This is a genomic window from Actinomycetospora corticicola, from assembly GCF_013409505.1.
GTDB lineage: Bacteria > Actinomycetota > Actinomycetes > Mycobacteriales > Pseudonocardiaceae > Actinomycetospora > Actinomycetospora corticicola.
Map to the genome: position 1 here is coordinate 2,975,369 of NZ_JACCBN010000001.1, position 13,068 is coordinate 2,988,436.

The 13,068-nt window shown below is 73.9% G+C and carries 14 protein-coding genes; 9 read left to right on the top strand and 5 right to left on the bottom strand.

The genetic code is table 11. The annotated features are described in order from the left end of the window. Nucleotide 1 precedes the first annotated feature (1 nt). Together BJ983_RS30200 and meaB are read right to left on the bottom strand one after the other, a co-directional pair. Entirely contained in the window at nt 2-160 is a 159-nt protein-coding gene (locus BJ983_RS30200) for a hypothetical protein (RefSeq protein WP_218890279.1), read from the bottom strand. A gap of 65 nt (nt 161-225) precedes the next feature. Then, nucleotides 226-1,197 carry a methylmalonyl Co-A mutase-associated GTPase MeaB gene (gene meaB, locus BJ983_RS14255; protein WP_179794377.1) on the bottom strand — a complete coding sequence of 324 codons (972 nt, stop codon included), beginning with the start codon at nt 1,195-1,197 and terminating at the stop codon, nt 226-228. Nucleotides 1,198-1,298: 101 nt separating this feature from the next. On the opposite strand from meaB, the gene mce reads away from it, so the two are divergent. From mce to BJ983_RS32290, 9 genes are all read left to right on the top strand, one after another. Next, nucleotides 1,299-1,748 carry a methylmalonyl-CoA epimerase gene (gene mce / locus BJ983_RS14260; protein WP_179794378.1) on the top strand — a complete coding sequence of 150 codons (450 nt, stop codon included), beginning with the start codon at nt 1,299-1,301 and terminating at the stop codon, nt 1,746-1,748. A gap of 127 nt (nt 1,749-1,875) precedes the next feature. Further along, nucleotides 1,876-3,153 carry a crotonyl-CoA carboxylase/reductase gene (gene ccrA / locus BJ983_RS14265; RefSeq protein ID WP_246326199.1) on the top strand — a complete coding sequence of 426 codons (1,278 nt, stop codon included), beginning with the start codon at nt 1,876-1,878 and terminating at the stop codon, nt 3,151-3,153. 193 nt (nt 3,154-3,346) lie between these two features. Then, complete coding sequence (locus BJ983_RS14270; RefSeq protein ID WP_179794380.1) at nt 3,347-4,378, top strand: DivIVA domain-containing protein; 1,032 nt, start codon at nt 3,347-3,349, stop codon at nt 4,376-4,378. A 466-nt stretch (nt 4,379-4,844) separates the two neighbouring features. After that, nucleotides 4,845-6,185, top strand: coding sequence for a type III glutamate--ammonia ligase (gene glnT, locus BJ983_RS14275; protein ID WP_179794381.1), 1,341 nt, complete (start codon nt 4,845-4,847; stop codon nt 6,183-6,185). 8 nt (nt 6,186-6,193) lie between these two features. Further along, nucleotides 6,194-7,063, top strand: coding sequence for a class II glutamine amidotransferase domain-containing protein (locus tag BJ983_RS14280; protein WP_179794382.1), 870 nt, complete (start codon nt 6,194-6,196; stop codon nt 7,061-7,063). Beyond that, nucleotides 7,051-7,728 (top strand): glutamate synthase, encoded by a 678-nt coding sequence (locus BJ983_RS14285; RefSeq protein ID WP_179794383.1) that lies wholly within the window; start codon nt 7,051-7,053, stop codon nt 7,726-7,728. Before BJ983_RS14280 ends, BJ983_RS14285 begins: the two co-directional genes overlap by 13 nt. Continuing rightward, nucleotides 7,728-9,035, top strand: coding sequence for an FMN-binding glutamate synthase family protein (locus BJ983_RS14290; protein WP_179794384.1), 1,308 nt, complete (start codon nt 7,728-7,730; stop codon nt 9,033-9,035). The genes BJ983_RS14285 and BJ983_RS14290 overlap by 1 nt, the downstream gene beginning before the upstream one ends. Beyond that, on the top strand, nt 9,028-10,212 hold the full coding sequence (locus tag BJ983_RS14295; RefSeq protein ID WP_179794385.1) for an FAD-dependent oxidoreductase: 1,185 nt from the start codon (nt 9,028-9,030) through the stop codon (nt 10,210-10,212). Before BJ983_RS14290 ends, BJ983_RS14295 begins: the two co-directional genes overlap by 8 nt. Further along, nucleotides 10,209-10,874 (top strand): helix-turn-helix domain-containing protein, encoded by a 666-nt coding sequence (locus tag BJ983_RS32290; protein ID WP_343054154.1) that lies wholly within the window; start codon nt 10,209-10,211, stop codon nt 10,872-10,874. Before BJ983_RS14295 ends, BJ983_RS32290 begins: the two co-directional genes overlap by 4 nt. On the opposite strand, the gene BJ983_RS14305 is transcribed toward BJ983_RS32290, so the two are convergent. Genes BJ983_RS14305 through BJ983_RS14315 form a run of 3 tightly spaced genes read right to left on the bottom strand, consistent with a single transcriptional unit; the run spans nt 10,853 to nt 13,048 of the window. After that, nucleotides 10,853-12,325, bottom strand: coding sequence for an aromatic amino acid ammonia-lyase (locus BJ983_RS14305; protein WP_179794386.1), 1,473 nt, complete (start codon nt 12,323-12,325; stop codon nt 10,853-10,855). The two genes, BJ983_RS32290 and BJ983_RS14305, sit on opposite strands and share 22 nt — an antisense overlap. Before the next feature lie 32 nt (nt 12,326-12,357). Continuing rightward, a complete protein-coding gene (locus BJ983_RS14310) occupies nt 12,358-12,795 on the bottom strand; it encodes a DoxX family protein (protein ID WP_179794387.1) in 438 nt (145 codons plus the stop codon). Continuing rightward, nucleotides 12,788-13,048: a hypothetical protein gene (locus tag BJ983_RS14315; protein WP_179794388.1), complete on the bottom strand. Its 261-nt coding sequence runs from the start codon at nt 13,046-13,048 to the stop codon at nt 12,788-12,790. Before BJ983_RS14315 ends, BJ983_RS14310 begins: the two co-directional genes overlap by 8 nt. Between the last annotated feature and the right edge of the window lie 20 nt (nt 13,049-13,068).

Below are 13,068 nucleotides of genomic sequence, written 5' to 3' on the forward strand. Positions count from 1 at the left end.
GTCACGGCTCCGGCCGCCCGCCGGGCCACTCGCGCATCGTCCCGCGCCGACCGCGGTGCGCGCCCCGGCACCTCCGGCGGTGCCGTCGCCACCGCCCCGCGTAGTCCGCCCCCTGCAGCAGGGCCAGCACCGTGACCGCCCACCAACACAGCACGGCCACCCCCTCTCGCCCGACCGGGGTCGAGCTCCCGCTCCGCTCCGTCTCCGGCGGGGCGGACCGTACACTCACCCCCCGTCAACCTCGGCCGCCGAACGCAGCCGGTCGGCCGCGACGAACGGGTCGAGCCCGCCGGTCGCCACCTCCCCCGCGAGCGTGTCCAGCGCCGCCGACCCGGAGACGGCCCGCAGCTGTGCCCGCAGGTCGGCCAGCGCGATCGCCTCGATCTCCGCCCGCGCCCGCCGCCGTCGGCCCTCGTCGCCCCGGCCGTGGGCGTCCATCCACGCCCGGTGGGCGTCGATCGCGGCCAGCAGCTCGTCGATCCCGCGCCCGGCCGAGGCCACGGTCCGCACGACGGGGGCCCGCCACTGCGGGCCGGTCCCCCGCCGGCCCATCGCCATGGCGTTCTCGATCTCCCGGACGGTGGCCTCGGCGCCCTCGCGGTCGGCCTTGTTGACCCCGAACACGTCGGCGATCTCGAGGATCCCGGCCTTCGTCGCCTGGATGCCGTCGCCCATCCCCGGCGCCAGCAGCACGACGGTGGTGTCGGCCAGCGCGACCACCTCCACCTCGGACTGACCGACCCCCACGGTCTCGACCAGCACCACGTCACATCCGGCCGCGTCGAGCACCCGCAACGCCTGCGGCGCCGCCGCCGACAGCCCGCCGAGGTGGCCGCGGGTGGCCATCGAGCGGATGAACACGCCCGGGTCGGTCGCGTGCTCGGCCATCCGCACGCGGTCGCCGAGCAGGGCACCGCCGGTGAACGGGGAGCTGGGGTCGACGGCGAGCACCCCGACCCGTCGTCCGGACCGGCGCAGCTCCCCCACCAGCGCGGACGTCGTGGTCGACTTGCCCACCCCGGGGGACCCGGTGAGCCCGACGACGAGGGCGTGGCCCGCGTGGGGGGCGAGCTCGGCGGCGAGCTCCCGCACGGCGGGCCCGCCGTCCTCCACCATCGACACGAGCTGGGCGACGGCGCGCGGGGAGCCCTCACGGGCACGGGAGACGAGGTCGGACAGGTCCGGCACGCCCGGCATCCTGGCACCGACCCCCCGGGCGGACAGGGTCACCCACCCGAGGTCGGGGTGGTGGCCGTCACCTGCTTGGTGTCGCGATTCAGTCGCTTAGTGTCCCGAGCATGACTGCACAGCTCGACGCAGCGGTCGGCATCGTGGCCGTGGACCACGTCGGGATCGCCGTACCGGACCTCGACGAGGCGATCGCCTGGTACGCCCGCACGCTCGGCCTCGAGGCGACGCACACCGAGACCAACGAGGAGCAGGGCGTCCGCGAGGCGATGCTCCACGCGCCCGACGACCCCTCCGGCACCGCGATCCAGCTGCTCGCGCCGCTGAACGAGTCCTCCACGATCGCGAAGTTCATCGACCGCAACGGCCCCGGCCTCCAGCAGGTGGCCTACCGCGTGCGCGACGTCGAGGACACCGCCGCGAAGCTGCGCGAGAAGGGCGTCCGGCTGCTCTACGAGCAGGCCCGCCGCGGCACCGCCGACTCCCGCGTGAACTTCGTCCACCCGAAGGACGCCGGCGGCGTGCTCGTCGAGCTGGTCCAACCGGCCGCCGGCCACTGACGCACGTCACCCTTCTCGCTCTAGCTACTCGTCGGTAGCCTCACCGCACCCGACCACCCCGGAGGCAAGACCAGTGCAGGACATCCGCGACGCCATCCTCGCCGACGATCTGGCCGGCATCAGCTCCATGACCGTCCCCGAGTCGTACCGGGGCATCACGGTGCACGCCGACGAGGCCGACATGTTCGCGGGGATGCCCGCCCAGGAGAAGGACCCCCGCAAGTCGCTGCACCTCGACGAGGTGCCGACTCCCGAGGTCGCTCCCGGCGAGGCCCTGGTCGCCGTCATGGCCAGCGCCATCAACTACAACACCGTGTGGACCTCGATCTTCGAGCCGGTGTCCACCTTCGGCTTCCTCAAGCGCTACGGACGCATCTCCGACCTGGCCAAGCGCCACGACCTGCCCTACCACGTCGTGGGCTCCGACCTCGCCGGCGTCGTGCTGAAGGTCGGCGCGGGCGTGCAGATGTGGAAGCCGGGCGACAAGGTCGTCGCGCACTGCCTCTCGGTGGAGCTCGAGAGCCCTGCGGGCCACGACGACACGATGATGGACCCGGAGCAGCGCATCTGGGGCTTCGAGACCAACTTCGGCGGCCTGGCCGACATGGCCCTGGTCAAGACCAACCAGCTGATGCCCAAGCCGGACCACCTCACCTGGGAGGAGGCCGCGTCCCCGGGCCTGGTCAACTCCACCGCCTACCGGCAGCTGGTCAGCCCGCACGGCGCGAACATGACCCAGGGCGACGTCGTCCTGATCTGGGGCGCCTCGGGCGGCCTCGGGTCCTACGCCACGCAGTTCGCGCTCAACGGCGGGGCGACCCCGGTCTGCGTGGTCTCCTCCCCGGAGAAGGCCGAGCTCTGCCGGAAGATGGGCGCCGAGCTGATCATCGACCGCTCCGCCGAGGGCTACAAGTTCTGGTCCGACCCCGAGACCCAGGACCCGCGCGAGTGGAAGCGGTTCGGCGCGAAGATCCGTGAGCTGACCGGTGGCGACGACCCGGACATCGTCTTCGAGCACCCGGGCCGCGAGACCTTCGGCGCCTCGGTCTACGTCGCCAAGCGCGGCGGCACGATCGTCACCTGCGCGTCGACCTCGGGCTTCATGCACCAGTACGACAACCGCTACCTCTGGATGAACCTCAAGCGGATCATCGGGTCGCACTTCGCGAACTACAAGGAGGCCTACCTGGCGAACCGCCTGGTGGCCCAGGGCAAGATCCACCCGACGGTCTCGAAGAGCTACGCGCTCGAGGACACCGGCGAGGCGGCCAACGACGTCCACCACAACTCCCACCAGGGCAAGGTCGGCGTGCTCTGCCTCGCGCCCGAGGAGGGCCTGGGTGTCACGAACCCGGAGCTGCGCGAGCAGCACCTGGAGGGCATCAACCGCTTCCGCGGCCAGTAGTCCGGCTCGATCCGAACGGCACCTCCGCCTCCGCGGAGGTGCCGTTCGTCCGTTTCCGGGCCCCATCCCGACGGCGGGGCGGCGCGGGTGACCGGACTCACCCGACCGTGTGACCGGTACCGATCCGGGTGGGAGCGGCGTGTCCGTCACCCGACCGTGGCCGTGTCGCACAGGGCCCTAGTAACCTGGGCAGATGCCGTCGGGAGACCGTGATCTGCTGCCTCTGGGCACCGGCTTCGACGTCGTGCGTCGGGGCTACGACCGCGGCCAGGTGGAGGAACACCTGGACCGCGTCGAGGCCGACCTGCGCATCCTCACCGCGGACCGCGACGCGGCCGTGGCGCAGGCCTCCGAGCTCGCCCGGGCCCTCGATCGCACGCGCGCGCACGTCGAGGAGCTCCGCGCCCAGATCGACCGGCTGGCCGCGCCGCCGGACTCGATGGAGGGCCTGTCCGAGCGGCTGCAGCGGATGCTGCGCCTGGCCCAGGACGAGGCCCGCGAGATGCGCTCGTCGGCCGAGCAGGCCGCGCGCCGCACCCGCGAGGACGCCGAGGAGCGGGCGCGCCGCACGATCGCGGAGGCCGAGGAGCAGGCCACCCGCACCATCACCGACGCCGACGAGTACGCGCGGAACACCACCGACGAGGCCCGTCGTCAGGCGCAGGAGACGCACGCCGCCGCCGAGGCGGCCGCCGACGAGACCCGCACCCGGTACGACGCCGGGCTCGCGGACAACGACCGGCGCCGCACCGAGATGGAGGACGAGCACCGCGCGCTCATGGACTCCGCCCGCGCCGACGCCGCCCGCGTCCGCACCGAGGCCGAGAACGAGCGCCGCCGCCTCGACGAGGAGTCCCGGGCCCGCCGTGCGCAGGTCGAGGAGGACTTCGAGATCGCGATGGCCTCCCGCCGCACGGAGTCGATGCGCGTCCTGGCCCGGAGCGAGGCCGACGCCCGCTCGCGCGCCGAGAAGCAGCTGCGCGACGCCTCCGAGGAGGCCCGCCGCCGCCTGCGCGAGGCCGACGGCGAGGTCGCCGAGATCCGCCGCCTCCGGGCGCGCGTGACCAACCAGCTCGCCACGCTGCGCGAGTCCCTCGCCGACCTGCCGGGCCTCGACGCGTTCCCTGACGAGACGCCGGACGACGCCACCGCCCCGGTCCCGATGCCGACCGTGGCCGCCGACGACCACGCGAACCGGCGGGACTACGAGACCTCGGGGACGTAGGGGCCCCCCTTCGTGGCAGGAAAGCGTCGTTGCTGTCGTCCAGTGGCAGGAACGCCCCACCGTCGCTGACGGCCGGGTCCAGCACCCGCCCGCCGCGACCCGGCACCCCGCCCGGCCACGAGGTGCACACCAGGCAGCCCCGGAGCCGGTCCGGCCTGCCTGACGTGAACCTCGCGGCATCGGCGGCGACCGTCTCTGCGCCGAGGTGCACGCCAGGCATGTCCGGGACCGGTTGGACCTGCCTCATGTCACTCTCGCGGCGCGCCCCACCGGCGTCCCGGCCGCGAGGTGCGCTCCAGGCAGGCCGGCACCAGCTCGGACCTGCCCCACGTGACCCCTGCGCACGTGGCCGAGCGGTCATCGGCCCGCCCTCCCCGAAGGCCTTTACATCCCGGCAACCCCGATGGTCTCCTGATGAGAGACGCTGTTTCTCAGTGAGAGATCGTCGATCCGCCGAGGAGCCCCCATGACGCTCACCGACCCCCGGGCCGACGGGTCCCCCACCACGATGGCCGCGCCCGCGAGCCTGGCGGAGCGGGCCCGCGCGGACGGGGTCCGGTTCCTGCTCGCGCTGTTCGTCGACCTCACGGGCAAGCCGTGCGCGAAGCTCGTCCCGGTCGAGAGCGCCGACGAGCTGGAGCACGAGGGCGTCGGGTTCGCCGGCTACGCCGTCGGCGCGATCGGGCAGCAGCCGTGCGACCCGGACCTCATCGCGATCCCGGACGTCGCCAGCTACACCCCGCTCCCCTGGGTCCGCGAGGGCCTCGCGCTCGTGCACTGCGACCCGCACGTCGAGGGCCGCCCCTGGCCCTATGCGCCGCGCGTGCTGCTCAAGGCGATGCTGGCCAAGGCCGCCGGGCTCGAGCTGATGGCCGGCGCCGAGGTGGAGTACTTCCTGGTCACGCGCGACGAGCAGGGCACGCTGCGCCCCGCCGACACCCTCGACGACGGCATCCGCCCCTGCTACGACGCCCGCGGCCTGACCCGGATGTACGACCACCTCACCGCCGTCTCCACCGCGATGAACGCGCTGGGCTGGGGCAACTACGCGAACGACCACGAGGACGCGAACGGCCAGTTCGAGCAGAACTTCGCCTACGCCGACGCCCTCACGACGGCGGACCGGGTCATCACCGCCCGGTACCTCATCTCCATGCTCGCCGAGCAGCGCGGGATGACCGCGACGTTCATGCCCAAACCGTTCGCCGACCGCACCGGCTCCGGGATGCACCTGCACCTGTCGCTCTGGTCGGACGGCTCGTCGCGCTTCCCCGACGACGGCGACGGGCGCGGCCACGGCCTCTCCGAGCTCGCCTACCGCTTCCTCGCCGGCCTTCTCGAGCACGCGCCCGGGATGCAGGCGGTCCTCGCGCCGACGGTGAACTCCTACAAGCGCACCGGGGCCACCTCCACCCGTTCCGGCGCCACCTGGTCGCCACGCCGGGCGACCTGGGGCGGGAACGACCGCACCCACCTCGTGCGCGTCCCCGACGGCCACCGCGTGGAGCTGCGCGGCGGCGACGGCGCGGCCAACCCCTACCTCGCACTCGCCGTCGCCCTGGCCGCCGGCCTCGACGGGATCGACCGGCAACTCGAGCCCGACAGCACCGAGGACCGCCCCGAGCTGCCCCCGACGCTGCTGCACGCGGTCGAGGCCCTCCGGGCCGATCCCGTCGTCGGGAAGGCACTCGACGCCGCGGGCCCGGGCGTCGCCGAGTACTTCGCCGGGCTCAAGCGCGAGGAGTTCCTCGACTGGCACGGCACGGTCGGCTCCTGGGAGCACGACCGCTACCTCACGGCCTTCTAGGAGAGCACATGTGCGGGATCGTGGGGCTCCACCTGCGCGACCCGGGGCTGCACCCGCAGCTGGGGCGCCTGCTGGAGTCGATGCTGTGCGGGGTCGTCGAGCGCGGCCCCGACTCGGCGGGCGTCGCGGTCTACGGCGACCACCGGCGCGTCCCCGAGGGACACGCGGCCGTGTCGGTGCTCCTGCCGCCGGAGGCGGACACGAGCGGGCTGGACGCCACGGTGACCGTCGCGGGTGACACCACCGTCGTCGCCGCACCCGTGCCGGTCGCGGACCTGGTCGCCCGGGTGAGAGCGGCCTTCCCGACGGCGAGGGTGGTCGGGTCGGGCCACGACCTCACCGTCTACAAGGGCGTCGGCCACCCCCGCGAGCTCGCCGCGACCTACGGCCTGGCGGACGCCGTGGGCTGGCAGGGCCTCGCCCACACCCGCATGGCCACGGAGTCCGCGGTGACCCCCGAGGGCTGCCACCCGTTCTCGGTCGGCCCCGACCAGTGCCTGGTGCACAACGGGTCGTTCTCCAACCACGCCTCGATCCGGCGGGAGCTCGTGCGCCAGGGGGTGGAGTTCGACTCGGAGAACGACTCCGAGGTGGGCGCCCGCTTCGTCGCGTCCCGGCTCGCGCAGGGCGAGGACCTGGAGAAGGCCCTGCTCGCCCTGCGCGAGACCTTCGACGGCTTCTACACCCTGCTCGTGACCAGCGCGGACGGGTTCGCCGTGGTCCGCGACCCGATCGCCTGCAAGCCCGCGGTGATCGCCGAGACCGACGCCTGGGTGGCGATGGCCTCGGAGTTCCGTGCCCTCGCCGCCCTGCCCGGCATCGACGGTGCCCGCCTGTACGAGCCCGAACCCGGGAGGGTCTACGCATGGAGGCGCTGAGCTTCGACCTGGCCGAGACGACGGTCCGCGCGCTGAACGCCGAGCTCCACGACCCCACGGTCAAGAGCTACGAGGTGCTCCACCCCGACGGCGCACACGCCGTCGCGGCCGGGATCGACACCGGGATCGCGGTCGAGGTCCGCGGGCACGTCGGCTACTACTGCGCCGGCATGAACGACGGCGGCACCGTCACCGTCCACGGCAACGCCGCCACCGGGCTGGCCGAGAACATGATGTCGGGGACGGTCCGGATCACCGGGGACGCCTCCCAGTCCGCGGGCGCCACCGCGCACGGCGGGCTGCTCGTGATCGGAGGCAGTGCCTCCATGCGCTGCGGCATCTCGATGAAGGGCGTGGACATCGTCGTCGGCGGCTCCGTCGGCCCGATGAGCGCCTTCATGGCCCAGGCCGGCCGCATGGTCGTCTGCGGCGACGCCGGCGACGGGCTCGGCGACTCGATCTACGAGGCCCGGCTCTACGTCCGCGGCACCGTCGGGGAGCTCGGCGCGGACTGTGTCGAGAAGGAGATGCGCGACGAGCACCGCGCGGAGCTGGCGGAACTCCTCGCCGCTGCCGACCTGCCGTACGCGCCGGACGAGTTCCGCCGCTACGGCTCCGCCCGGCGGCTCTACCACTTCACCAGCGACCACTCCGGGAGCTACTGATGGCCAGACCGTCGGCGACGTTCGGTGCGGACGTCATCGCCGAGATCCAGCGGGCCGCCGAGACCGGGGTCTACGACATCCGCGGCTGGGGCGCCAAGCGCGCCGTCCCGCACTTCGACGACCTGCTCTTCCTCGGCGCCTCCATGTCGCGCTACCCGCTCGAGGGCTACCGCGAGCGCTGCGACACCGACGTCGTCCTCGGCGACCGCAACGCCCGGTACCCGCTGCACCTGCAGACCCCGGTGACGATCGCGGGGATGAGCTTCGGCGCGCTGTCCGCCCAGGCCAAGGAGGCCCTCGGCCGCGGGGCCTCCGAGGTGGGCACGTCCACGACGACCGGCGACGGCGGCATGACCCCCGAGGAACGCGGCGAGTCCAAGTACCTCGTCTACCAGTACCTGCCCTCGCGCTACGGCATGAACCCGACCGACCTGCGCAAGGCCGACGCCATCGAGGTCGTCCTCGGACAGGGCGCCAAACCCGGCGGCGGCGGCATGCTGCTCGGGCAGAAGATCTCCGACCGGGTCGCCGGGATGCGCACGCTCCCCGCCGGGATCGACCAGCGCAGCGCCTGCCGCCACCCCGACTGGACCGGCCCCGACGACCTCGCCATCAAGATCCTCGAACTGCGCGAGATCACCGACTGGGAGAAGCCGATCTACGTCAAGGTCGGCGCCACCCGCACCTACTACGACGTCAAGCTCGCCGTCGCCGCCGGCGCCGACGTCGTCGTCGTCGACGGGATGCAGGGCGGCACCGCCGCGACCCAGGACGTGTTCATCGAGCACGTCGGCATCCCCACCCTCGCCGCGATCCCCCAGGCCGCGCAGGCCCTGCAGGAACTCGGGCTGCACCGCCACGGCGTCCAACTGATCGTCTCCGGCGGCATCCGCTCCGGCGCCGACGTCGCCAAGGCCATGGCCCTCGGCGCGGACGCCGTCGCCATCGGCACCGCCGCCCTCATCGCCCTCGGCGACAACTCCCCCCGCTACGCCGCCGAGTACGAGGCCCTCGGCACCGAGGCCGGCTGCTACGACGACTTCCAGGACGGCCGCGACCCCGCCGGCATCACCACCCAGGACCCCGAGCTCGCCGCGCGGCTCGACCCCGTCGAGGGCGGGCGTCGCCTGGCCAACTACCTGCGGGTCCTGACGATGGAGGCGCAGACCATCGCCCGCGCCTGCGGCAAGGCCCACCTGCGCCACCTCGAACCCGAGGACCTCGTCGCCCTCACCGTCGAGTCGGCCGCGATGGCCCGGGTACCCCTGGCCGGCACGAACTGGATTCCGGGAGGTCGAGGTGCCTGAGGTCATCGTCGTCGGAGGCGGTCTGGAGGGCTGCGCCGCCGCGTACGCGCTCACCCGTCGCGGCGTCACCGACGTGACGATCGTCGAGCGCGCCACCGTGGGGGCGGGTGGCACCGGCAAGTCCTCCGGGGTCGTGCGCTGCCACTACGGCGTCTCCTCCCTCGCGGCGATGGCCACCCGCTCGCTGGACACGTTCGAACGGGCCGAGGACGTGCTGGGCGAGGACGTCGGGTTCCACCAGACCGGCTACGTGGTGGGGGTCGGGGACGGCAACGTCGAGGCCCTGCAGGCGTCGATGGCCGACCAGCGCGCCGTCGGGGTGCGGACCGAGGACATCGACCACACCGAGGTGGCGAAGCTCTGGCCGGTCGCCGACCTCGAACCGTTCGCGGCGTTCGCGTGGGAGGCCCGCGGCGGGTACGGCGACGCCTACCGCACCGCCCAGGCGTTCTCCGGCGTCGCGCGCCGCGCCGGCGCCCGGCTGCGCCAGGGCACCCTGGTGACCGGACTCGTCGTCCGGAACGGGGCGGTGGCGGGCGTCCGCCTGTCCGACGGCGAGGTGCTCGAGGCCGACGCGGTGGTGCTGGCCGCGGGCCCGTGGTCGGTGCCGCTGCTCGCCGAGCACGGCGTGGAGCTGCCGATCACGGTGCACCGCGAGGCGATCGTGCTCGTGGACCCGGGGCAGGACCTCGGCGACGTCCCGGTGTTCTCCGACCTCGTGTCGCTGCAGTACGTGCGCCTGGAGGCGGTGTCGAACGAGCTGCTGATCGGCAACTCCGACCTCGCCGTCCTGGAGCCCGCCGACCCCGACCGGTACTCGAACCAGGCCACCCCGGAGGCCCTCGACGCCGCCGTCGAGAAGGTCGGCACCCGGTTCCCGGGCCTGGTCGACGCCTCCATCGCCTCGACCTACGCCGGCTGCTACGACGTGACGCCGGACTTCAACCCGGTGATCTCGCGGGTCGACGGGCTGGACGGCCTCGTCGTCGCGGCCGGGTTCTCCGGGCACGGGTTCAAGATCTCCCCGGAGGTGGGCCGGCTGGTCGCCGACCTCGTGCTCGACGGCGAGAGCTCGGTGCCCGAGACCCCGGCGTCGGACTTCCGGCTCTCCCGGTTCGCCGAGGGTGACCTGTTGACCAGCCCGCACCCGTACGTCGGCGCGGGGCAGATGCGGTGATCGTCCCGGCGGGAGACGCAGCGGAGCGGAGCTCGACCATCGACACAGGTCCGGCCGCGCGCGAGATCGACGTCCCCGACGACGGGGAGGGTCGGCTCGAGCGGGCGATCGGCACCCAGGTACGCCGCATCCGGGCCGACGCGGGCTGGACGCTGGCCGAGATGGCGGCGCGGACCGGGCTGTCGAAGGCGATGCTCTCCAAGATCGAGAACGCGCAGATCTCCTGCTCGCTGACGACGGTGGCCCGCCTCGCGTCGGCCCTCGACGTCCCGGTCACCGCGCTCTTCCGCGACGCGGAGGGCCCCCGGGAGGCGGTGTTCACCCCGGCCGGCGGCGGCGCCCGCATCGTCGCGCGGGGCACCCGCGTGGGGCACGACTACACGCTGCTCGGCGCGCTGCGCGGCCAGCACAAGCGGATGGAGGCTCACCTCGTCACGCTCACCGAGCGCAGCGAGGAGTTCCCGCTCTTCCAGCACCCCGGCACCGAGCTGCTGTTCATGCTCGACGGCACGATGGTCTACGGGCACGGCGACGCGTCGTACACGATGCGTCCCGGCGACGCGCTCCAGCTCGACGGCGAGGGCGCCCACGGCCCCCGGGAGCTGGTCGAGCTGCCGATCCGGTTCCTGTCGGTCGTCGCCTACGGGGAGACGCCGGCCTGAGCGGACCGCCCCCAGCGGTCGATCGCGGCGCCGGCCGCGTGGACGTCGTCGCCGACCCGGTGGTCCTCGCGGACGTCGGGGAGCGAGGCGTCCAGGTCCGCGAACCGCGCCGCGAGGAGACGTCCGCGCGGGGCGGTCCCGGCGAGCCGCAGCACCCGGACCGCGGCGACCAGCTCGCACGCGAGCACGGTGCGGTAGCTCCCCGCCGACGCCGCGGTGCTGCGCGCGGCGTGCGGGGTGAAGCTGGCGTGGTCCTCCACCCCGCGCGAGATCACCGAGGTCCCCAGGGTGACCGGACCCGCCGCGTGCCGCAGCCGGCCCAGGGCGTCGTGGGTCAGGTACTCGAGGATCATCAGCCCGGAGCTGCCCTCCGGGCCGGCCGCGAGGAACGGGGCCAGGCCGGTGAACTCCGGCTCCATGAGGTCCCCGAGCCGTGCCGCGGACAGCTCCGCCACGTGGTGCACGGCAGCCCGGACCTGGTCGAGCGCCAACGCGACGTAGGCGGTGGAGAACAGGCCGTGGTGGAACACGCCACCGCCGACGACGTCGATCAACGGGTTCTCGGCGGCCGCGTTCACCTCGATCTCGAGCGTGCTCCGCAGCCGGTCGACGGCGTCCAGCGCCGGTCCGTGGACCTGTGGGAAGGCGCGCAGCCCGAACGGGTCCTGGATCCGTCGTCCGGGGCTGAGATCGCCCTCGTGCCAGAGCAGCTCCCGCAGGCGGGCGGCCGAGCGGACCGAGCCGGGGTGCGGCCGGCGGGCGTGGACCTCCTCGGCGAACGCCTCCGGCGACCCGGCGAGCGCGCAGTACGACAGCGCCGTGACGGTGTGCGCGGAGCCGAGCAGCCGGTTCAGCTCGTCGGTGGCGAGCACGGCCCGGGCCAGCGTGACCGCGTTCGAGGACATGAACGCCAGGGCGTCCCCCGGCTCCAGCGCGACCGCCCGCACGGCGCCGCGGGCCCACGGGACGTGGCCGGTCAGGGCGAGGGCGATCTCGGCGAGGGTGGCGAGGTCGCCCGTGCCGATCGACCCGCCGTCGTGGACCGTGGGCACGGCCCCGGTGCGCAACGCGGTCTCGAGCGCGGTGACGAAGCGTGGGTGGATGCCGCTGCCGCCGGCCGCGAGCTGGTTGAGGCGGATCAGCATCGCCGCCCGGACGACGGCGGGCTCGAGCAGCTCGCCGACCCCGGCGGCGTGGCTGCGCAGCAGGCGCAGGTCGTGCTCGCCGGGCCCGCCCGTCCCCACGACGGCGTCCTTGTTGGCGCCGACCCCGGTGGTCCGGCCGTACACCGGGCGGGCGGAGCTCGCCGCGCCCGCGGTCTCCCACGCGAGGTGGGCGGCGGCCATCGCCTCCGGCGCGACCCGCACCGGCACGTCGCCGGTCGCGACCCGGACCACGTCGTCGCAGCTCAGCGTGCGCCCGTCGACCACGAAGGCGTCCGGGACGGTCATCTCTCCTCCTCCAGCCCGACGGCGGGGTGCGCTCAGCCGACGACGGTCCGGGACGGCTCCTGTCGGTCGGACCGGGTGAGCACCCCGGCCACCCACAGCGCCCACAGCACCAGCAGCGGCTGGAAGAACAGCCGGGTGAGGCGGGCCCGGTCGTCGTCCAGCCCGAAGGCGGACACGCCGTCGAGGTACTGCCACAGGTTGCCGGGGAAGACCGCGACGAAGAACAGCGCGACGACGACCCCCACCACCCGCCGTCGGGACCGCAGCAGCAGGAGTGCGAGGCCGAGCGCGATCTCGACGACGCCGGACACCAGCACCACCAGGTCCGCGTCGACCGGGAACCACGACGGCACCTGCCCCCGGAACTCCAGCCGCAGCGGGCCGAGGTGGGTGATCCCGGCCGCCGTCAGGAAGAGGCCCAGCAGGACCCGGCCGACGAGGCGCGGCCGCGGCTCCACCGACTCAGCCACGGTTCCAGCACCCCGTGTGCCAGTGCCGGCGCTCGTCGCCGCCCCCGATCTCGTCGACCGGCCACGCGACCACGTGCGCGGTGCCGGGGAAGATCTCCTGGTTGCAGCCCGGGCAGCGGTAGACCTTCGTGGCTCCCGACCCGGCGACGCGGCGGACCGCCCAGCGGCGGCCGCCACGCTCGACGTTGGAGAGCGCACCACCGAACAGCGGGCGGGGTTCCCCGCTCGCTGCGCGTCGGTTGCGTCTGGCCATGTGGCTTCGCCTCGTGAGCA